Source organism: Meiothermus sp. (assembly GCF_037443965.1).
Lineage (GTDB): Bacteria > Deinococcota > Deinococci > Deinococcales > Thermaceae > Meiothermus.
Window position 1 is genome coordinate 23,113 of the sequence record NZ_JBBINI010000014.1, and the last position, 20,706, is coordinate 43,818.

20 protein-coding genes are annotated in these 20,706 nt (G+C 63.2%); 2 read left to right on the top strand and 18 right to left on the bottom strand.

Annotation, left to right across the window (positions count from 1 at the left end):
- Positions 1-49 precede the first annotated feature (49 nt).
- The gene (locus tag WKI89_RS09050) at positions 50-2,200 is read left to right on the top strand and encodes an alpha-amylase family glycosyl hydrolase (RefSeq protein ID WP_337868939.1); all 2,151 of its coding nucleotides are present in this window, start codon (positions 50-52) and stop codon (positions 2,198-2,200) included.
- Here WKI89_RS09050 and WKI89_RS09055 read toward each other — a convergent pair whose 3' ends face one another.
- The 11 genes from WKI89_RS09055 to WKI89_RS09105 all read right to left on the bottom strand — a co-directional run bounded on the left by WKI89_RS09055 (position 2,201) and on the right by WKI89_RS09105 (position 11,869).
- Positions 2,201-3,142 carry a hypothetical protein gene (locus WKI89_RS09055; protein WP_337868941.1) on the bottom strand — a complete coding sequence of 314 codons (942 nt, stop codon included), beginning with the start codon at positions 3,140-3,142 and terminating at the stop codon, positions 2,201-2,203. It abuts the gene before it with no gap.
- The gene (locus WKI89_RS09060) at positions 3,123-3,797 is read right to left on the bottom strand and encodes an ABC transporter ATP-binding protein (protein ID WP_337868943.1); all 675 of its coding nucleotides are present in this window, start codon (positions 3,795-3,797) and stop codon (positions 3,123-3,125) included. The genes WKI89_RS09055 and WKI89_RS09060 overlap by 20 nt, the downstream gene beginning before the upstream one ends.
- 11 nt (positions 3,798-3,808) lie before the next feature.
- A complete protein-coding gene (locus WKI89_RS09065) occupies positions 3,809-5,044 on the bottom strand; it encodes an FtsX-like permease family protein (protein ID WP_337868944.1) in 1,236 nt (411 codons plus the stop codon).
- Positions 5,045-5,090: 46 nt separating this feature from the next.
- Positions 5,091-5,822 carry an outer membrane lipoprotein-sorting protein gene (locus tag WKI89_RS09070; RefSeq protein WP_337868946.1) on the bottom strand — a complete coding sequence of 244 codons (732 nt, stop codon included), beginning with the start codon at positions 5,820-5,822 and terminating at the stop codon, positions 5,091-5,093.
- A 47-nt stretch (positions 5,823-5,869) separates the two neighbouring features.
- Positions 5,870-7,105 carry an FtsX-like permease family protein gene (locus tag WKI89_RS09075; protein ID WP_337868948.1) on the bottom strand — a complete coding sequence of 412 codons (1,236 nt, stop codon included), beginning with the start codon at positions 7,103-7,105 and terminating at the stop codon, positions 5,870-5,872.
- 63 nt (positions 7,106-7,168) lie between these two features.
- Complete coding sequence (locus WKI89_RS09080) at positions 7,169-7,657, bottom strand: MarR family transcriptional regulator (protein ID WP_337868950.1); 489 nt, start codon at positions 7,655-7,657, stop codon at positions 7,169-7,171.
- A 140-nt stretch (positions 7,658-7,797) separates the two neighbouring features.
- Complete coding sequence (locus tag WKI89_RS09085; RefSeq protein WP_337868952.1) at positions 7,798-8,154, bottom strand: hypothetical protein; 357 nt, start codon at positions 8,152-8,154, stop codon at positions 7,798-7,800.
- 9 nt (positions 8,155-8,163) lie between these two features.
- Entirely contained in the window at positions 8,164-8,613 is a 450-nt protein-coding gene (locus WKI89_RS09090) for an Hsp20/alpha crystallin family protein (protein WP_337868954.1), read from the bottom strand.
- Positions 8,614-8,722: 109 nt separating this feature from the next.
- A complete protein-coding gene (locus WKI89_RS09095) occupies positions 8,723-9,670 on the bottom strand; it encodes a universal stress protein (RefSeq protein WP_337868956.1) in 948 nt (315 codons plus the stop codon).
- A gap of 46 nt (positions 9,671-9,716) precedes the next feature.
- Positions 9,717-10,853, bottom strand: coding sequence for a VLRF1 family aeRF1-type release factor (locus WKI89_RS09100; RefSeq protein ID WP_337868958.1), 1,137 nt, complete (start codon positions 10,851-10,853; stop codon positions 9,717-9,719).
- Positions 10,854-11,050: 197 nt separating this feature from the next.
- Positions 11,051-11,869, bottom strand: coding sequence for a BTAD domain-containing putative transcriptional regulator (locus WKI89_RS09105; protein ID WP_337868960.1), 819 nt, complete (start codon positions 11,867-11,869; stop codon positions 11,051-11,053).
- A gap of 277 nt (positions 11,870-12,146) precedes the next feature.
- On the opposite strand from WKI89_RS09105, the gene WKI89_RS09110 reads away from it, so the two are divergent.
- Positions 12,147-12,584, top strand: a complete 438-nt coding sequence (locus tag WKI89_RS09110) for a universal stress protein (RefSeq protein WP_337868962.1) — start codon at positions 12,147-12,149, stop codon at positions 12,582-12,584.
- Positions 12,585-12,828: 244 nt separating this feature from the next.
- Here WKI89_RS09110 and WKI89_RS09115 read toward each other — a convergent pair whose 3' ends face one another.
- From WKI89_RS09115 to WKI89_RS09145, 7 genes are all read right to left on the bottom strand, one after another.
- Complete coding sequence (locus WKI89_RS09115) at positions 12,829-13,287, bottom strand: CBS domain-containing protein (protein WP_337868964.1); 459 nt, start codon at positions 13,285-13,287, stop codon at positions 12,829-12,831.
- Positions 13,288-13,297: 10 nt separating this feature from the next.
- Positions 13,298-13,747 carry a universal stress protein gene (locus tag WKI89_RS09120; RefSeq protein ID WP_337868965.1) on the bottom strand — a complete coding sequence of 150 codons (450 nt, stop codon included), beginning with the start codon at positions 13,745-13,747 and terminating at the stop codon, positions 13,298-13,300.
- Between the two features lie 14 nt (positions 13,748-13,761).
- Positions 13,762-14,739, bottom strand: coding sequence for a universal stress protein (locus tag WKI89_RS09125; protein ID WP_337868967.1), 978 nt, complete (start codon positions 14,737-14,739; stop codon positions 13,762-13,764).
- Positions 14,740-15,018: 279 nt separating this feature from the next.
- Entirely contained in the window at positions 15,019-16,746 is a 1,728-nt protein-coding gene (polX, locus tag WKI89_RS09130; RefSeq protein WP_337868969.1) for a DNA polymerase/3'-5' exonuclease PolX, read from the bottom strand.
- Positions 16,743-17,549 (bottom strand): hypothetical protein, encoded by an 807-nt coding sequence (locus tag WKI89_RS09135; protein ID WP_337868971.1) that lies wholly within the window; start codon positions 17,547-17,549, stop codon positions 16,743-16,745. Before WKI89_RS09135 ends, polX begins: the two co-directional genes overlap by 4 nt.
- The gene (locus WKI89_RS09140; RefSeq protein WP_337868972.1) at positions 17,546-19,981 is read right to left on the bottom strand and encodes an ATP-binding protein; all 2,436 of its coding nucleotides are present in this window, start codon (positions 19,979-19,981) and stop codon (positions 17,546-17,548) included. Before WKI89_RS09140 ends, WKI89_RS09135 begins: the two co-directional genes overlap by 4 nt.
- Entirely contained in the window at positions 19,974-20,666 is a 693-nt protein-coding gene (locus WKI89_RS09145; RefSeq protein ID WP_337868974.1) for an alpha/beta fold hydrolase, read from the bottom strand. The genes WKI89_RS09140 and WKI89_RS09145 overlap by 8 nt, the downstream gene beginning before the upstream one ends.
- Positions 20,667-20,706 lie beyond the last annotated feature (40 nt).

Here is a 20,706-nt window from a genome sequence, read left to right on the forward strand (position 1 = left end):
GAAACGTCTTGTAGGCTGGAGTGACGAGGGACTGGTTTGGAGGTAGACGATGCAAGGACGTAAGCTCTGGGCTTTACTGTGGCTGCTGCTTCTGGGCTTCTCCTGGGCCCAGCAGCAAATTGCCGTTACCTTCACCTACGACCCCCCCTACGGCCTCGAGGTGCGCTCGGTGAGCCTGCGCGGTAGCTTCAACAACTGGGCTGAGCTGCCCATGCAGAAAACCGAGGACGGGGTCTGGCAGGTCACGGTGGAGCTGCCGCCGGGCCCCATCCAGTACAAGTTCTTTATCAACGGGCAGTGGCCCAAAGACATGTGCGAGGACGAGACCTTCGGCACCCCGCAGGTGGACGCCGAGGCCGAGGGCTGCGCCGAGGATGGTCAGGGGGGCCAGAATGCCGTGCGGACAATCGGGCGAGCGGCAGAAAATCCTACCGATAGCAGCGGGCTGGCCTTCGAGCACGACCCCAGCCAGCCGCGCTTCATCTCGCAGGCGGCAGGCCGCCTGTCGGTGCGCTTCCAGGTGCCGGTGGATAGCATCCGCTCGGCGGAGCTGCGGGCCGACCGCGACTACCCCTTTGCCCTGCAACTGAGCACGCCTGATGGAGAAACCTGGCGGGTGGCCCTGCCGCCCGCGCTCCGGCAGTACCGCATTGTGTTGGTGGATAAAAATGACCAGGAGCACACCTTTGGCCCCTTCGAGGTGCCGGCCCAGGCCTTCCGGGCGGTGGACTGGGTGGCGGGGCGGGTGGGGTATCAGATCTTCCCCGAGCGCTTCTGGAACGGCGACCCCCGCAACGACCGCCGGGCCCTGGAGGCCACCCAGGCCCGCTTCGACCAGACCTGGAGCGGCCAGCCCCCCTACCTCTCGCGCTGGAGCGACCCGCCCGGCGACTACCACTGCTGCCAGCAGTACTTTGGCGGCGACCTGGCCGGGGTGCTGGAGCGCCTGCCGCACCTGCGCGCGCTGGGGGTGAACCTGATCTACTTCAACCCCCTTTTCGAGGCCGGCTCGGTCCACGGCTACGATACCCACGACTACGTGCGGGTCTCGCCCAAGTTCGGCGACAACGCCCTGCTCAAGCGCCTGCTGAACGAGGCCCGGCGCCAGGGCATCCGGGTTATCTTCGACTTCGTGCCCAACCATACCGGCCTGGGCCACTGGGCCTTTCAGGATGTGGTGAAGAAGGGGCGTGAATCGCGCTACTGGAACTGGTACTTCATCCGCCGGTGGCCCTTCACCCCCGGCGACGGCCGCGCGTATGTGGGCTGGGCCGACCTGGGCAGCCTGCCCAAGCTCAACACCGCCCACCCCGAGGTACAAGACTACCTGATCCGGGTCTCCAAGTTCTGGCTCAACTTCGGCTTCGATGGCATCCGGGTGGATGTGGCCAACGAAATCTCCACCGAGTTTGTGCGCAAATGGCGGGCCGAACTCAAGGCCCTGAAGCCCGAGGTGTATCTGGTGGGGGAGGTCTGGGATCTGCGCCCGCAGTATGTGCAGGGCGACCAGTTCGACTCGCTGATGAACTACACCCTGGGGCGCGGGGGCTCGCCCCCGGCCCTGGGGGGTATCCTGGGGTTTGCCAAGGGGGGCCCTTTGCAGAGTGGGCGGCGCGTGCTGGGCGAGCTGGCCCGGGTCTACGCCACCTACCCCGAGGCGGTGGCCGCCATGGGCTTCAATCTGATCGGCTCCCACGACACCCCCCGCGTCCTGACCGACCTGGGCGGGGGTGGTTTGCGCGACACCCCCGGCCCGGAAGCCCTGGCCCGGCTGCGGCTGGCCTCGGCCATGCTCTATGCCCTGCCGGGGGCCTCGGTGATCTTCCAGGGTGAGGAGTGCGGTTTTACCGGCGAGCGCGGGGTGTGGCCCATCAACGAGCTGTACCGCTACCCGTTGCAGTGGGACCAGTGCCGTGCCGACGTCCTCGAGCACTACCGCTCGCTGGGCCGCTTCAAGGGCCAGCTCAAAGCCTTCCAGAGCCCGCTTTTCCGCACCTACCTGGGCGAGGGCACGCGCCTGGCTTTTTTGCGGGGGGAGCCGGGGCCGGGCGAGGTGCTGGCGGCCTTCAACAGTGGCCTCGAGGCCGCTCCGCTGCCCCTGCCCCCCGGCCGGTGGCGCGACGTGGTGGAGGGGCGGATCTACCAGGGACAGGTGCTTTTAGCCGGGCTGGGGTGGCGCTACCTCGAGCACACCCCGTAACTACCAGGAGCCCTGGACGCTCAGATTGAGCAACAGCCGCCAGGCTTGCGCACCGAACTGGGCTACCAGGCGGATGTCCAGGTCTTGCTCGGCCAGGCTGTGGAGGTAGCCGGCGCTGAGCTGAATCTGCCAGGGGCTGGAAAGCAGAAGGTCAGCGGCCAGGTTCCAGCTAGCCTCTTCTTGGGGAAGAAGCCACTGCCCGGCTAGAAAAAAGCCCGCAGGCTGGAGTGGCGGAAGGCCTGCGTAGCCGCCCTCGAGGGTCCACACCCCCTGGCCCAGGCGGCCGCTCAGGCCCAGGGCGTAGCGGGCCTCGAGGGGCTCGAGCAAAAGCCAGCCCTCCCCGTAGATCACCAGCTCCGCCACGGTGCCGCTGCCGCCCAGGCCCAGCACCCAGCGGGCGGGGTAGAGGGCGTGGGCCTCGAGCTCGAAGTGGCCGAACTCCCGCCGCAGGCTGAGCACCGGCAGCCACCGGCCCGCCTCTTCCAGCACCGCCAGGCGCAGCCGGCTGGCCTCGGGGTTCCAGCTCACCCGGGCCCCCCAGCGGCCCTGGCGGTTGCCCAGCGGGCTGAGGGGCTCGAGGCTAAAGGGCAGGCGCAGGCGGGCGACCTCGAGGGGCAGGCGCTCGAGGCCCGCGCTCAGATCCAGTTCGCCCTCACGGTAGAGCGCGTACAGCTCGGTGAGGCCGGCCTCGGCGGTCACCGCACGGGAAAAGTTCACCCCCGGATCGAGCACCAGTTGAAAGCGCAATGGGTTCAGGTCGTAACGGGCCTCGAGGTGGGCCCCCAGGCCCCAGCTTGCCTCCAGCGGCAGGTGGCTGAAGACCAGAGCGCTGCTGAAGCGGAGCTCGAGCCGGGTCTCCAGGTTCTGGGCCAGCCCGGGCTGGCAGCCGCAGGCCAGCCACAACCCCAGCAACCACGCATGGCTAGGCCGCAATCTGCCCATCCTCGAGCCGCACAATCCGGTCTACCCGCTCCAGCAAGCGGGGATCGTGGGTACTGAACAGGAATGTGATCCCCTGTTGGTGGTTGAGTTGGCGCATGTGTTCGATCAGGGCCAGGCCGGTCTTGGAGTCGAGGTTGGCGGTGGGCTCGTCGGCCAGGATGATTTTGGGCTGGGCGGCCAGGGCCCGGGCCACCGCCACGCGCTGCTGCTGCCCCCCGGAAAGCTGGTTGGGCCGGCGATGGGCAAAGTCTTTCATGCCCAGGGTCTCGAGCGCTTGGAGGGCTTTCCCCTCGCGGGCTTCCTTAGCTTCGCCGCGCAGCTCGAGCACAAAGGCCGCGTTCTCCAGCGCCGTCAGTACTGGAATCAGGTTGTAGGCCTGAAACACAAAGCCCACGTTCCACAACCGCAGATCGGACAGTTGGGTTTTGGAAAGGCCATCAATGCGCCGGCCCCCCAACCAGACCTCGCCCGAACTGGGCTTGTCGAGACCGCCCATCAGGTGCAAGAGGGTGCTCTTCCCACTGCCCGATGGCCCAGCCAGCGCGGTAAATTCACCCGGATGAACCTCTAGGCTGACGCCGCGCAGCGCGGGGGTTTCGATGGCATCCACCTTGTAGACTTTGGTCAGATCCTTAACCTGCAAAACGGGTTTCATTCGCTACCTTTCTACGCGGTAAAACGCATGGCTTCTACCGGTTCTAGGCTGGCCGCGACCCTAGCGGGCCACCAGGCGGCCAGCAGGCCAGTGGCCAGGACAAAGCCCAGGGTGATGGAGATGTCCCAGGCCCGCAGGCTCAGATAGACCATCGAGGGCAGGCCAAATTCACCGCCAACTTCTCCATATAGCGCCTCGAGCGAGAATCCCCCCGAGAGGGCCGCAATGGTGAGCAATCCCAGGACCCCACCTACCAAAGCCCCGCTCAAACATAGGAGCAGGCTTTCCAGTACCACCATCCGGGTTACTTTGCTTGGGCCTGCACCCAGCGCCACGATCACGCCGAACTCGCGGGTGCGTTCCAGCAAGCCCAGGTAAATGGTGTTGACCACCAGCAGCCCAGCCAGCCCGAAAAAAATCGCGGCAAAAATTAGCACCAGCGGCTCGAGCAGGTTGAAGATTTGTGCGATGGCCGGACTGGCCTGCCGCCAGCTTTCTAGGCTCAGGCCTGGCTCCAGGCTGGCGGCGAGTTGGGGCTGGAGGGTGGCCAGCCTGGCATCCTGGCTAAAGCGGGTGAAGGGAAAATGCAACTCGATGCGGGTGGCGCTGCCCGGTGCGGCTAGCTCCTGCGCGGCGGCCAGCGAGATGAATGCACTGCGGGTTTCGCTGGCGGCATCGGGAAAGCGTAGCAGCCCTACCAGCTTGTAAGCCCCAGCGCCCCGTCCCAAGGTGCCAGGGGCATAGACATAGACCGGATCGCCCAGCCCTACCTTGAGCGCTCTTGCCAGCGATGCGCCCAGGGCAATGCCGAGGGGATCGCCTGTTGCCGGCAGTTGCCCCTCGGCCAGGTACTGTTTTACAAAGCGTTCGCGTAGTTCGGGGGGCTGCTCGTCGCCAATCAGCAAGACCCCCCTCGAGCGGGTCTCGCCGGCGATGAGGGCGGGAATCTCGAGGGCCACCACCCGCTGCGCCTGGGTCTGGGTTGCCAGCCGGGCCTCCACCTGTGCCACGTTGGGAATGAGCAGGTCGCGGAACTCGCGCTTTTCACGGTAATCGGATACCCGCACTTGCAGATGCCCTACCGAGGCAGTGAGGTTATTGTAAATACCGTTTTCCATTGCACCCAAAAAGCTCAGGTAGACCAGGGTGAAGAACACCGCGAGGCCTACCGCCCCCGCTGTCATCAGGCTGCGTCCCTTATGCCGCCAGATATTGCGCCAAGAAAGGCTGAACAGGTTGAACATCATGACCTCGTTTCTGCTCTTTATCGCGGTATTCTTTCTGAAAACCGCTCTAGCAGCCGGCCTCGAGCGCCCGCACCGTAAAGCAGCTTTCGGGGATGTTCACCCCAAATTGGTAGTCGCTATAGACCACACTGGTGCGGTGGCCTGGACGTAGCAAATCTTCCACCGTGGTTTGCACCGGGAAACTGCGCCCGCTTACCTCCACATACTGGGCAAAGCTAATTTTGCGTACGGCCTGGCCTCGCTGGTCGAAGAACAGCACTTCGCGCGGCACAAAACCAGGTTTGCGGGCCTGCAAGACCACCTTGCCATAAGGGGTAGGGGCCTGGGGCCGGGGCGTGAGCTCGAGGGTGATGCTATCGGCGGTTTCGGCACTGATCCGAGCGGTGAAGTCCTGCTCGAGGTCGCGCCCCGCCAGGTCGCTGTAGGAGAGGTCGGAACCCAGGAAGCTATCGCTGCGCCCGCTGGGGGGCAGCCGCAACACCCGTTTGAGGGTGGGGTTGTAAATCTGGATGTTGTCCCCCACCCGCAAGAAGGCTTGCCCGGCCTCGCGGGCTGGGGCTTTGACCCAGGTGATGGCCCGCTGATTGCCGTCCGAGACCACCTCGAGCACGTACTGGGTTTGTCGGTCAGGGCGGGTTACGCTCAGGGTCAGGGTGGCCCGCACGCTCCCCCCACGCTGGTTGTCCACAATGGCTTTCAAGACCGCCTGTGGGTCGGTGGCTGCACTGCCCAGGCTGCACAAGCCCAAGATCAAAAGCAACCAGAGTCGTACCTTCATAGAGTTCCTCCCCTAAAAGTTGAGGGTGATGGTGCGGCGTTGGTGGCCTACTCTGTGCGCATGGCCTCCGCTGGATTGAGCCGCTGCACCCGCCGGGCTGGGATCAGAATCGAGAAGAACGCAGCCAGCACGATGGTGAGGGCGGCATAGAGGGCATAGACCGGGCTTTGGGCGGTGTAGATTTCGCTGCCGGTGCCCAGGATTTCAAAAGCGCCGCCATAGCTGGCAAAAACCGGGCCCAGCACGTTTTGGGTCGCCATCCAGAAGTTGAGTGCGTAGCCCAAAATCAGCCCCACCACCCAGCCGATGCTGGTGGCAAACACCGTCTCGAGTGTGATCATCTGCGCTAGGCGATGGGGATTCATGCCGATGGCCCCCATCATGCCAAACTCGCGGGTGCGTTCAAGCACGCTCACCAGCACCGTGCTGGTCACGGCAAGTGCCGCGAACAGGGAAAAAATCATCCCGATAAAGAAGGTAGAACTCTGCTTGGTGCCAATCGCCGAGGAGAGTCCGCCCAGCAACTGGGTCAGGTCGTAGGCCCGCAGGTTTTGCGGCAGCACCGGTTGTAGAGCCTCGGCAATGCGGGCTTCCTGACCACGGGTCACATCGAGCGCCACCCCGGTCGCGGTTTGCAGGCCGGTGAGTACCCGAGCATCCTGAATATGCACCAACACCGTCCCCCGGTCTACCGGGGCAATGCCCGATTTCACCAGCCCCACCACCTGCAACCCCAGGGCTTGCGGCCCGGCCAGCGCCGAGGTATCTAGCACTACCCGTTCACCTAGCCGCGCATCCAGCCGCTCGGCTAGGTGCTGCCCCAACACCACTTCACCAGATTTTTCCAGCATGCGCCCCTGGGCAATGGCGGTGGGGATGTTGCTCACCTTGGCCTCGAGCGCGGGGTCTACCCCCCGGGCTCGGGCCGCGTCGGCGGTGTAGGCCGAGCGGATCAGGGTGGGGAACTCAAGCCGGGGCGCAGCGGCATTCACGCCGGGCTGCGTTTGTACCTGGGCTAGAAAGTCCAGGCTGGGCAAGCCTTGTTCGGGGTCGGGGTCTTCGAAATATTGTGGGGTGGTGATGAGGGCTGGAGCACTCAAAAAGCGGGCATTGCCAATCTGCACCGACTGGGTAAAGCCATCCTGTACTCCCCAGAACAACACAGTGGTGATGGTGGCATAGGCCACCACCAGTACCAGCAGCAAGGTGCGCCGCCGATGCCGCCAGAGGTTGCGCCAGGCCAGCCGGGGTAGGGCCATCAGGCTTGCACTGGGTTGGTTCATCTCTACCTCCTATAAAACTTCAAGCAGCAATTGGGCCTGGGTTGGGTTAAGCCGCCGGGCGGCCTATATTGATGCTCCAACCTTCGTCTTGGTTTTGGACGGCTGTTTTCGCTCCAAACGTTCGACCACCCCACGCAATTCCAACTCGAAGAATCTGAATAGATCACGCATCTCCTCGAGGCGTACGCGCTGTTCGGGCGGGGCGGTTTTCATCAGCATAAGGCCCTTCTCGGCCAGTTGGGTATAGATCGAAAGAGCGGATAATCGCTTTATGGTTAAGTCTGTCCAGGCTCCGGGGCGAATGCGGTAGAAGTCTTGCCGACTGCCCCGCTTGGGCACCCGCTCAATCAACATGCCCTGAGCTAGAACCCGGGTCATGGTGCTGATGGAAGCCTTGCTAGCCCCAAGTGCCTGCGCCAGCTGGGTTGCGCTCTGTTCAGGTGGGTCGCAAACCATCAACCAACCTAAAATGCGCCCGGCGATGCGTGGCGTGCCAGTTGACTCGAAAACCAACGCAAACTCTTCTACAAAATCGTGCAAGGCGTCGGACATACCCCCGAGTTTAGCTAGTTTTGTAAGTTTAGTCAATACTGAACAAAGCTAACGACAGGCTTTGTGAATGCCGATTCGACGAAGCATGTAGAAACGGGGCGAAATCAAGCTCACCCCGTTTCGGACGATGGGTTTGCAGGTCAGGTAGCCGTTCTGGGGGTTCCCAGCCAGTCGTAGATCAGCACCACCGCAGCAATCAGGTTGACCACGATGTTCCAGCCGCCGGTGGGCAGGCCCAAAAAGCTGCTGCTGAAGAATCCGATGAGGGCCAGGGCGGCATAGACCAGACCAATCACTGCGGCCATCATGTGGGCCAGCCGATCACCGGTAAAGTAGCCATACAGCAGGGCTACGGCGGTAATCAGGTAGACGATGGCCAGGCTGGTGTTGCTGGGAATAAATCCCAGGATCAGGCCGTTGGGTGCGAAAAACAGACCCAGGGCGGCCAGCAGAGCAAACACCAGTCCCATGAAAAGGTCAATTCTTTGCGCCGTCATATGTCCTCCTTACACCTTGGCAGGGGTCTTGATGGGGATGGGTTTGGCCTTGGCCACCTCACTCTTGGGCAGGGTGAGGGTGAGTACCCCATCCTCGAACACCGCCTCGGCTTGATCGGTCAGCACCTCGCTGGGCAGGGTTACCGAGCGCTCAAAGCGGGTGTAGCGGTGCTCGCGCAGGTGGTAGTTGCGTTCTTTCTTTTCTTCCTCCTTCTTGGCCTCACCGTAGATCCGCAGCACGTCGCCGCGTACTTCAATCTTGATGTGCTCGGGTTTGAGGCCGGGAATCGAGGCTTTCACCACGATGTTGTTTCCTTCTTCGTAGATGTCGAGCGGCATGGCCGCCACCTCTTTGTCGAGGAACGGAAACTCACGACGGAACAGGCTTTCGTCAAACAAGCGCTCGATTTCCCTCCGCATGTTATCCATTTCGCGCCAAGGGTCGAAACGAGCCAACATACACATGCCTCCTTTGGTCTTTTTGGCGTGGGTGGCTGCACGCCAGATTGGGACTTGGGCCTACCCTCTGGTGTTCCGAGCTGCCACCTAACCCGAAACCCAGAGGTATTTACCGTCCAGCATGGGCTTCTTCAGCCACAGCCTGATCCACATTGGGCGCTGCCGGAACGGGACGAACCAGCAGCACCGGCACCGGGGCGTGATGTGACACCCCCTCGGCTACACTGCCCAGGAGCAGGCGTTCCAGCCCGGTGCGCCCGTGGGTGCCCATCACGATCAGATCGCTCTGGTTATCACGGGCAAAGTCTACAATCACCTCGGCTTCCCGCCGGGTCTGGGCCTTGAGCAGGGCCATTTTGACCTTCGGGGTTCTGGCCAGTTTGCGGGCGTTCTCCACAAGGGCCACCCCCTCCTCCTCCATTGCCCGCAGGGTGTTTTCCCAGTTGAAGGCGTTCATGCTGGTACCGTAGGGGCCTACAACCGGAGCGGGCAGTGGGGGAATCACGTGCAAGATTTGTAGTTCTGCCTCGAGCTCTTCTGCCAGTCGGTCGGCTAGCTCAAAGGCTGGGCGGCCTGCTTCGCTGCCGTCTATGGGGGCCAGGATACGCTGGAACAGGCCGGTGCTGGGTTCTACCTGCCCATCTCCCCGCACCAACATTACCGGTATTTTGGCCAGCCGGCTGACCCGCTCGGCCACGCTGCCCAAAAGCATCCGACTGACCCCTTCGCGCCCATGGGTTCCCATCACAATCAGATCGCACTGGCTGCGGTTGGCCAGATAGACGATGCCCTCGGCAATGTCGTCGTCGTGCATGGGTTCGGTGCGCAGGTCGAGCTGCATCTGCCGGCCCAGCTCCTCCCAGGGTTCCAGAATTGCCCGAGCATGCCGCTGCATGGTTTCGGATGGAGCGGACAGCCCCCAGTAGGCTGGTGGAACCTTCAAGACATGCGTAACCACCGCTGTGGCCCCCAGCTTCTTGGCAAAAGCCAGACCTACCCGTCCGGCCCGCTCGCTGCAGGATGAACCATCCACCGCAATTAGGATTTTGCGGAACATGGCACCCTCCTTTCTCTATCTATAGCCAGCCCCCGTTACCAAACCATTACCAGCGGGGCAGCCCGCCCAGACCGCCAAAGGCCTTGAGCAGACGGGCCTCGGCAGGCCCCTGCACAAACTCGAGCCGGGTTCCATAGGCAGCGGCCAGCTCGGGAAGTACCTGCTTGAGGTCAATATCCTCGATGCGCCCGGCCCCGTGGGCCACCGCGCCCTCCATGCTGCCTCCCACCCAGCCATCCGGGGCGCGGTAGACCTTGTCCTCGGGGTTCCAGGGGGCCACCAGCAGATACAGGCGGCCCTGCTGCAAGAGCTCAAGGGTCTGATCCAGCCCGGCCACCCCCCGTTCGGCCAGCTCGTCCAGGAGCTTGTTTTCCCGTTCGCGCTCGAGGGGCTCCAGCACCTCCTGCACCCGCTTCAGCACCTCACCGGCCTGGGCGCTGGGGGTAGGCAGGGAGGGGAGGGTGGCAATGACCCGCTCACGCAGCCGGCGGGGAAGCAGTTCTTTGAATACCTGCACATCGGCTTTAGGGCCCATCAGCACCAGCCGTTGAACGTTGCGCTCGTTTAAGGTCTGCTCGAGCAGCCCGGCTAGGCGTTTGTAGAAGCGGTGGGTCCAGGCCTCGAGCCGGCGTTCGAAGCGGTCGGTGTTGGCGGCGGCCCGGTGGATGCCGCCCTGGCCGTAGCGCCGACCCTGGCTGTCTTCGGTGAGCTGCTTCCACTCTTGAGCCCCTACAGCCCTGAAGGCGCCCGGCAACTCCTCAATCTCGCCCAAGTACACCTCGAACATGCGCCACTTCTCGCTATCGAGGAAAATCACTCCAATCCGCTCGTACTCATCCAGTAGGTACAGAATTGGGGTCAAGTAGGGCTCACCCCAACGGGCTTCTACCCCTTGCACCAACGGCAAATCCACCTGCAGGTCGTAGATTTCTATCCAGCCACTAGCAGCAAAGATAACCCGGCTGCGGGCTTGGGGTGCGTCGTGCTCGAGCGCCTCCAGCACCTTCTTACTTACCTCCGATGGAGTTCGTATAGCCTCGAGCACAGCCCTGGTTCTTAGCACATAGGCTTTACCCTGGTTGTCGGGGTTGGCCGGGTTCACGTCCAGATACAACGACAATACCGGAGCCACCCTCGGAGCCACAAACTCGCGGATGTAGCGAGTACCTTCTTGGGTCAACATGATAACCTCCTTGCTTTGTCGTAGTCGTTACCTATATCGAAGAGATACTTATACCCTCCCCAAGCTGATTGAACTCCAGACCAATTACCCATCCATTACCGAACTAGGTTCGGCTTACGCTGTGGCTCGAGGTCGTATGCGTTGCCCACAACCGTCAAATTTGAATGTTTCTAGCCTGCCCAACGTACCTTGATGCATCAAGCCTGTGGGCTTTTAGCGCTTAGGCCACGCGCCTCGTGATAAGGGAGGATGGGACTGCCCTGTTTGATGTGTTCGGCCAGCTCGTGGGTTTCGGGCATGGGTGTGTCGCCTAATTCTTCGTGTAGAAATTTTACAAAGCGGCGATAATGCTCGATGGCTTTGTAGCGATCTCCTAAGGCAGCTAGGCACCACATCAGACGCTGGTGATAGTTCTCCCCAATATAGGGATCAGCTTTCAAGGCCCGCTCGAGATAATCGCTGGTGGCTCGCCAGTCTTCCTGGTCGTAATAAATCAGGGCAACCTCCAGCAGCGCTTGTACGTAGGCCGTTTTGTGCTCTTCGCGGGCTTGTGAAACCCAGTTGGTTGCGAAACCCGGCAGATAATCGCCCCGGTAGAGCGAGATGGCCTTGTTGTAGGCTTTCAGGCGGGCTGTTTCACAGGCGGTGTGGTGTCCTTCGCTGAGGGCCTGGTAGAAACCAAACAGATCGGTGCTCTGCAAAACGGCTTCAGCTAGGCGATAGCGCCCGTGCTCTTCCAGGATGGCCTCGGGGTTACCCAGCGCAGTACGAATGCGAAAAATGGTTACCCGAAAGCGGTTGTTGGCCACCGGGTCGGGGTCGAGGCCCCATAGGGTCTCGAGGATTTCCCCCTTGCTGCGGCCTTCGGGATAAGAGAGTAGATAGAAGAAGAGTTCCTCGGCGGTCTGGGCATGCCACTGCGCGGGATGCCCCGCCACCAGCACCTCCACCTGGCCCAGGGTGCGTACCCGGAGCGCAGGCACTGCCTGTTCTGAACGGGACTGCAACCTTTTCATGGCTTAAGTCTGTTACAAATCCATTACCGCTTCATCCGCCAAAGGGAGTAGAAGTGTCTGAGGCAATGTTTGGAAGGCTATCAAAAGAGGTGAAATTTTGTTCGTAAAAGGTTCGGATGGCAAGTGTCTCCTGCTGTGGGTTTGCCCCCTTGTGGTGTCCTTGAAGAGAAGGTTGCCATAACCCCCAACACCCAGCCCTGCAACCAGCGGTAACACCTTGGTAATGCCCTGGATGCATTTTGGACTCAGGTAGGTATTGAACCAACAGGAGGTGCTTGTGTTTCGTCACATCTTGGTACCTGTGGGTCTGGGAGCGGGCAGCCAGGCTGCCGTTCAACACGCTCTCAATCTTTCCCGTTGGCTGGGCTGCAAGGTGACGCTGCTGCATGTGCTCGAGAACGCCGATGATTCGGTTTCCGAGACCTTCGCTAAGATGGCCCAGGGGGCGCGTCGAAAGCCTACCGTGTTGCTGGTGGAGCCCCAGAGCCAGAGCATTGGCGAGGTGGTAGCCCAGACAGCCCAGCAGACCCATGCCGACCTGATCGTTATTGGCTGCCATGACACACCCCGGCAGACTTCGGAGGTGCTGGGGGCAGCGGCCCAGAGTATTGTGGCAGGCTCTAGAGTACCGGTTCAGGTGGTTCCCGGTGCAGAGTTGCTACAGGGCAAAACCTGGCCACAACGCTTTGCAGTCGGTGAAGTGCATGAGATATAGCTCACAGAGCGGTCTTGCAGCGCTACCTAGTTTTATCCGGTGCAGGAGGACGCTGAACCCGTTAAGCCGACCCCCTCCAGTGTGCCTGTTATTTCCGATGACGCCCATCAGAGCGGTTCCCACGAATGCCCAGTACAACGGTTTTTTGCATAACCACATCTTTTTTGAATTCGGTAGTAAATTACCCTGCGTCGCGTAGGGAAGTGGTTGTGGTAAACGCGAAGAGTGGCACTTTATGCATCCCTCACGCTCCATACCCCTGCTGCATCACCTTCAGCAGGTCGAAGCGGGAGATGATGCCCACCACCCTGCCCCGCCGTACCACCGGGATGCGGTTGATGTCGTGTTTGAGCATCAGGGCCAGCACCCGCTCCAGCGAAGCCTCGGGCGAGACCGTGACCACCGGACTGTGCATGATGTCCTGGGCCCGCAGGTTACGTGCCGCCTTGTAGACCTTCTCGACCTGGTCGGGGTAGAGCCAGTTGCTGAGCACATTGGGGCTCTCGAAAAGGGAGAAAGGAACCATTCGCCCTGGGTGACGGCAAAAATCACCCTGGGTGATAATGCCAGCTAGCCGGCCTTTCTCATCCACCACTACCACGGAGCCGACGCGGTGCTCGAGCATCTTCTGGGCTACCTCGGTGAGTGGGGTCTGTGACGAGACGGTGACAATCGGCTTGACCAGGATATCTTTGGCTTTCATAGCCAACCCTTTAAGGGTGGTGTGGTTCGCGCATGCGCACCACCAACACCGGCTTGGGGCTCCGCTGCAAAACTTTTTGTGTCACCGAGCCCAGCAAGAGCCGATCCAGCCCGCTGCGCCCGTGGGTGCCCATCACCACCAGGTCGTGCTCGGCAGCCTCCTCCACAATCACCTGGGCGGCATTGCCCTGCTTGAGTTCGGCCTTGGCCGGAACCTCCAGGTACTGGGCGAAGCCCTCGGCCCGCTCGAGGGCCTGCTTGCCAGCTATCTCGAGGTCACGGGTGAGGTCGGGGTAGTAAGGGATGGTCTCGGGGCCAATCAGGATGCGCGGTATCACCGGCTCCACCACATACAGCAAGGTGGCCTCGGCCCCCAGGCTTTTGGCCAGCTCGAGGCCTGCCTTAACAGCGGTTTCGCTAGGGGCACTGCCATCGGTCGGAATCAGAATTTGTTTGTACATGGTTCCTCCTTGCTTTAGCGCTCCCCAGGCGGGGGGAGGTGTCGTTCTTCGGGGTGGGTCAGGGCGGCAGGGTTGCGTACCAGCAAAATGGGCTGGCGGGCCTCCTGGGCTACATCCTCGGCCACGCTACCCAGCAAGAATTTACGCAGGCCGGTACGCCCTTGGGTGCCCATCACGATCAGGTCGGCTTTTTCCTCGTTGGCCACTTCGCAGATGCGCTCCCCAATCAGGCTCCGTCCGGCCTCCCGCAGTATGGTGTGCACTTGCGTGCAGTGTTCGCAGCGCTTTGTGGCTTCTTTCAAGATGAACTCGCCTTGCTCGCGCAGGCGGGCTTGCTCCTGGGATAGTTGGGCCTGTAGTTGGGCCTGGTCGGCAAACATCCAAGCCCGCCCTGCACTCAGGTATAGCTGGGTCAGATCGGGTACCACGTACACCACCGAGAGCTTGGCCTTCAGGGCCCCGGCCAGTGCATCGGCGTGTTGCAGGGCCAGCTCGCTATAGACGCTGCCGTCAAAGGCTACCAAGATGCGCTTGAACAAGGTGGGCTTGGTATCGTCCCCACGCACCAGCAAGAGCGGTGTGGGGGCCAGGCGGGCCATGCGTTCGGCCACGCTGCCCAGCAGCACCCTGGGCAGGCCGGTGCGCCCGTGGGTGCCCATTACCACCAGGTCGCAGCCATGGGCAACCCCAGCATCCACCAGAGCTTCTGCAACGCCTGGGCGGCTTTCCGGCTGGGTACTGGTGAGCTGGGTGGCGCAGGCAACCTTGAGATACTGGGCTTTGCGCTCCCACTGCTCCAACAAGGCCCGCCCCACCGTGCGGGCTCGCTCGAGCGCTTCCTGGTAGTCGTGTAGCTCGCGGTAGCGCTGCGGCTCAATGACGTGCACAAACACCACCGAAGCCCCCAGCCGCTTGGCAAGGGCCAGGCCCACGGCTGCGGCATACTCACTTGGAGGTGAGCCATCAATCGGAAGGAGAAAGCGTTTGTACATTCCTGCCTCCAAAGATCGCCTGCAAAACCCTGCTTCTGAGCCTAGAGTACGGTAGGCAGCCCACTACTGCATCTTTACCTTAGCCTGCAGAGCGGTGTGTGCCAAGGGTTATCAGTCCTCGGGGTGACAAGGGGTGCCAGCTTGGTTCTGTGTTGGCATCGGGCCATTTTACAAAACGTTCTGCCCTGCACCTATCACGGTGATTCCTATTTTTCGCCGGTTCTGGCAACATAAAACGCGTTCAGCACGTTTTTTGGGCTTTTGAGGATTGCTGGCGTATTACCCCCGCACCTCCCGAAGCCAGTCCAGGAGGGCCGCCAGCGGGTGGGTGTTGAGAACCTGGGCCGGCCCCAGCCAGGCCCGCTGGGCGGTGCCCACGGCCAGCTCCATAAAGCGCAGGTGGTCGAGCTGGTGAGCATCGGTGGAGAGGGCAAAGCGCACGCCCATCCCCCCGGCCTGCCGGGCCAGGGTGTCGGGCAGGTCCATGCGGTCGTAGTAGCCGTTGATCTCGAGGGCCTTTCCCAGGGCTTTGGCCCGGTGAAAAATCTTCTCCCAGTCGGCCTCCAGGCCCTTGCGTACCCCCAGCATCCGGGCGGTGGGGTGGGCCAGGATGTGCACACAGGGGTGCTCCAACGCCCGCAGGAGGCGCCGGGTCTGCTGGGCACGGCTCAGGTTGAAATGGGAGTGAACCGCCACCAGCACCACCTCGAGCTCCCGCAGCACCGGCTCCGGGTAGTCCAGGGTGCCATCGGCGGCCACCTCCACCTCGGCCCCGGCCAACAGGTAGGGCTTGCCGCCGGTTTTTTCGTTTACCTTGCGAATTTCCCTCAGGCGGGCCTGCACCTTCTCCAGCGGCACCCCGTGGGCCACCTTGAGGCTCTGGGAATGGTCGGTGATGGCCAGGTAGGCATAGCCCAGCTTCTGGGCGGCCTGGGCCAGCTCGAGCAGGGTGGCTTTGCCATCCGACCAGCGCGAATGCACCTGAAGGTCGCCCCGAACCTCCTCGAGCTGCACCAGCCGGGGTAGCTGTCCGGCCTGGGCGGCTTCAATTTCGCCGCTGTCCTCCCGCAGAGGGGGCGGAATCCAGGGCAGGCCCATCGCCCGGTAGACCCCGGCCTCGTCCTCACCTGCCAGGCGCGCCTCCCCCCGCCAGACCCCATACTCGTTGAGCTTAAGGCCCTGCTTCTGGGCGAGGGTGCGCAGCTTGATGCTGTGGGCTTTGGAGCCAGTCAGGTACTGCAGGCCGCTGCCCCACGCCGCAGGGGGCACGGTCTTGAAGTCCACCTGCAGGCCCCCCTGCAAAAAGACCGTGGCCCGGTTCTCGCCCACTGCTTCCACGTCGGCAATGCCCGGCAGCCGCACCAGGGCCTCGAGCACCTGGGCTGGGGTCAGGGTGGCAATCAGGAAGTCCAGGTCGCCCACCGTCTCGCGGTAGCGGCGGAATGAGCCGCAGATCTCGGCTTGCTGCACCCCCGGCTGGGCGCGCACCTGCTCGAGCAGGGCTCGAGCCTGTCCAAGCACCGCCCCCAGGGGTCTTCGCTGGGTGGCCGTCTCGGCCAGGGCCAGGTTTTCCAGCAAATGCTGGCGCTTCTTCTCGCCGAAGCCCGGCAGGCCCAGCACCTGCTTGGAGGCCAGCGCGGCCTGGAGTTTTGCCAGCGAGTCTACCCCCAGCCGCTCCCATAGGAGCCGGGCGGTTTTGGGCCCCACCCCCGGCACCCGCAGCACCTCCAGTACCCCCGCAGGCACCTGCTGGGCCAGCTTGCTGTGGGCCTGAAGGGTGCCCGTGCGCAGATACTCCTGAATCTTGGCGGCCAGGTCGGGGCCGATGGAGGGAAGGGCCTGCAGGGCTTCTTCTCCCTGGGCGGCAATGGCCTCGATGGGGGTCTCGAGGTCGGCCAGGGTGCGGGCAGCCTGGGTGTAGGCCCGCACCCGGAAGGGGTTCTCGCCTAGGAAGGCCAGCATCTCGGCCATCTCCTGAAACCGTTGGGCAATCTCGGCGTTTTTCATCGCACCACCAGCAGCGGCGCCGGCAGGCGGGCCAGCAGGCGTTCCAGCCCCTCCCCGGCCAGCAGGGGCAGGCTGGCCCCTACCACCAGCCCATCGCAGCCGGTGCGGGTAAAGACCTGGAGCAGTTGTTCCAGGTCAACCTCCCGCAGGTGCACGGGCTGAACCAGGGCACCCCGCTGGACCTGCCAGGCCTGCAGTGTGGAGGCCAGGCTGTTTTCACCCAGCATCACCACCGTCAGGGGTTGGGAGGGGTTTTCCATGAAGGCCCAGGCCGCCTCCAGTAGGGCTTCGGGGTTGTGGGCCTGGGAGTGCAGTACCACCATCGGATGCCGAAACGGCGCCCCCCGCGGCTGCAACAAGACCCAGCGCGCCCCCTGGGGCAGCACCAGCCGCAGCGCGGCGGGGGTCGGTACGGCCAGGCCCATCACCTGGCCTGCCGTACCAATCACCCACAAATCCTCCTGGGCTGCCCACTCATTCAGGGCCCGCTCGAGCTCCCCCCGCAACACCTGGGCCTGCCAGGCCACCCCCAGCCGCCGGGCGGCCTGCTCGAGCTCGGCCTGGGCCTGGGCCGCGAGGGCTTGGAGCTGGGCTTCCAACCGCGCCAGGTCTACCCCGCTGCCCCAGGGGCTTACCTGGCGGGCCACCGGCAGGCGGGCCCAGCGCAGCAGGCGGGGGTCTTCCAGGAACAGCCCCTGCACCTCGGCCCCCAGCCGGGCGGCCAGTTCCACCGCCGCCGCGATGCTCTGGGCGTCACGGGCCGCCACATCCAGGGCCAGGATGACCCGGCGAATCCGGTTCATGTGCTCCCTCCCGTCGTGGGTGCAGCAAAAGCCCGTATCTGCTCGGCAAAGGCCATCAGTTGCGCCTCTATCCGGGCATTCAGGCTGCCCTCGGGGAAGCGCCCGTCTTCCCCCCGTTCCCCGGCCTCGAGGCCGGTCAGAATTTCCAGGGCTGCATCTACCGTGTCCACCGCCCAGACTTTGAACTGCCCCTGCGCCACGGCCTCCACCACCTCGGGGTTGAGCATCAGGTGCTGGACGTTGGCCCTGGGGATAATCACCCCTTGCTCGCCGGTCAGGCCCGCCTCGCGGCAAACCTCGAAGAAGCCCTCGATTTTCTCGTTGACCCCCCCGATGGGCTGGGCCTGGCCGTGCTGGTTGACCGAGCCGGTAATGGCAATCCCCTGGCGGATGGGTACCTGGGCCAGGGCCGACAGAATCGCGCACAGCTCGGCCATGGAGGCGCTGTCGCCCTCCACCCCACTGTACGACTGCTCGAAGACCAGGCTGGCCGAGAGCGAGAGGGGCCGCTCGCGGGCGTAGCGCTCGCCCAAAAACCCGGCCAGTATCAGCACCCCCTTGGAGTGCAGGGGGCCACCCAAGGCCACCTCGCGCTCGATATCCACCACCTCGCCCTTGCCCAGCCGCACCCGTGCGGTGATGCGGGTGGGGTGCCCAAAGCTATAACCCCCCAGGTTAAGCACGCTCAGCCCGTTAATCTGCCCCACCCTGGCCCCGCGGGTGTCCACCAGCAGGATGCCGCGCCGCACCGACTCCTGCAGGCGTTCCTTGAGGCGGCTGGCCCGGTAGACCTGCTGGTCTATGGCTTGCTGCACATCCTGGGCCGCAATGACCGGGCGTCCGGCCTGGGCGGCCCAGTAGTCGGCCTCGCGCAGCAGGTCGAGGAGGGCCTCGAGCGCGGTCGAGAGCTTGTGGGCATCGGAAGCCAGGCGTGAACCGTGCTCGATCACCCGCGCCACCGCCTCTCTTTCCAGGGGCCGCAACTGCTCGCGCTGGGCCAGCGAAGCAATCAGCCGCGCATAGGCCTCCTCCCCCTGGGGGGTGCGGTCCTGGGCATCCTCGAAGTCGGCGGCCACCTTGAACAGCTCGAGGAAGTCGGGGTCGTAGGCCGAGAGCAGGTAATACAGCAGCCGATCCCCCACCAGAATCACCTTGACCTGCAGGGGAATGGGGGCCGGTTGCAGGGTAACGGTGCTGGTCAGGCCCAGTACATCGCTCACCGAGCGAATCTGGATTTCTTTGGCCCGCAGGGCCCGCTTGAGCTCCTCCCAGGCATACGGCTGCAACAGCACCCGCCGGGCATCCAGAATCAGATAGCCCCCGTTGGCGCGGTGCAGGGCCCCCGGACGAATCAGGGTAAAGTCGGTGACCAGGTTGCCGAACTGGGCGCGGTACTCGATGCGCCCCAGCAGGTTGGCCAGCGAGGGGTAGTCCTCCTCCACCACCGGGGCCCCCCGGCTGCCGGCGTTGTCCACCAGCAGGTTCACCCGGTAGCGGTCGAAGCTGCGGCTGTCGGCGAGCATCTTGCCCAGGGCGGCCTCGAGGGGGTTCTCCGAGTCGCTGGGGTTCGCCAGGAACTGCCCGGCGTTCTCGATCAGGTCTTGCTCGACCACTTCCAGATACCCCAGCACCTCGGGCAGGTCGAGGTAGGAGGCCCGCACCCCGCCCAGTAGATGGGCGATGGCATGACGGGTCACCTCGCGGTTGAGTTCACGGATTTTGGCCCGCCGCTCGCTCTCCCACTGCGGGGCTTGTTGCAGGATGGCCTCGAGCTTCTGGTGCAGGGTCTCCATAGCAGCCTGGATGCGCCTTTGTTCCTCCTCGGGCAGCTTCTCGAACTCCTCGGGGGTGATGATTTCGCGGTCGCGCACCGGGGCCAGCCCCATGCCCATAGGGGTGCGGATGATGGCGATGCCCTGCTGGTTGGCCTCGGCCTGGAGGGCATCGAAGCTAGCCTGTTGTTTTTGCTTGAGCTCCTCTTCGATAATCTGCCGCCGGGTGCGGTAGTCCTCACTCTCGAAAGCCGCCGGGATGGTCACCCGTAGCTCGTCTACCAGGCGCTCCATGCTTGCTTTGAGATGGGCCCCTCGTCCGGCGGGAAGGCGCAGGGTTTGGGGTTTGTGGGACTCTAGGAAATTATGCACGTAGACCCAGTCCTGGGCGGGGGGCTCTTGCTGAGCCTGGGCCTGGGTAAAGTGCCGCACCAGACTGAGCTTGCCAATTCCCACTGGCCCCAGCGCGTACAGGTTGTAGCCCTCGTGTGGAACCTTTAGACCAAACTGGATGGCCTGGGCAGCCCGCTGCTGACCCGTTAACTGCGCAAGAGGCTCGAGTTCGGCGGTGGTACGAAAGTTGAGATGGCGTACGTCGCAACGGTTTCGTAGCAGCTCCACCGGTAGCAAGTTTGCCTGCAAGACCCCTGGTTCAGGCATACCTCTCACCCCTTGCGGTGTTATTCAGGTGATGGGAAAACCAGTCACAAGCCAGTCGGGCCACTTCCTCGAGCTTCCCCGGCTCCTCAAAGAGGTGGGTGGCCCCCGGTACGACCACCAGTTTTTTCTCACAGGTGAGATGCGCGAAGGCCTGTTGGTTGAGCCCGAGTACCTCCCCATCCCACCCACCCACAATGAGCAGCGTAGGGGCCTTGACCCTTTCCAGAGCATCCCCCGCCAGGTCGGGCCGCCCCCCACGGGAAACCACCGCCCGAATCCGGTCGGGAAGCCGCGCTGCCGCCACCAGGGCCGCCGCCGCCCCGGTGCTGGCTCCAAAATAGGCTTGCTTGAGGTGCTGGGTTGAGGGATTCAGGGCCAGCCAGTCCGTCGCGGCTACCAGCCGCTCGGCCAACAAGCCAATGTCGAAGCGGTACTGCCGAGTGCAATCGTCTAGTTGTTCTTCTTCATAAGTTAGCAAATCGAATAATAAGGTCGCCAGCCCTGCTTGCTGTAATTCCTCAGCGATGTAGCGGTTGCGCGGGCTATGCCGACTGCTACCGCTACCGTGTGCAAAAATTACCATCCCGCCTGCCCTTGCGGGAATACCCAGATTGCCTTGAAGCACGGCTTCGGAATCGAGTGGGATCAGGATGGGTTCGGACTGAATCTGTTGGGTTCTACGCATAACTCACCTCATCTCCATAAAACTGCGCCCCTCCAACCCT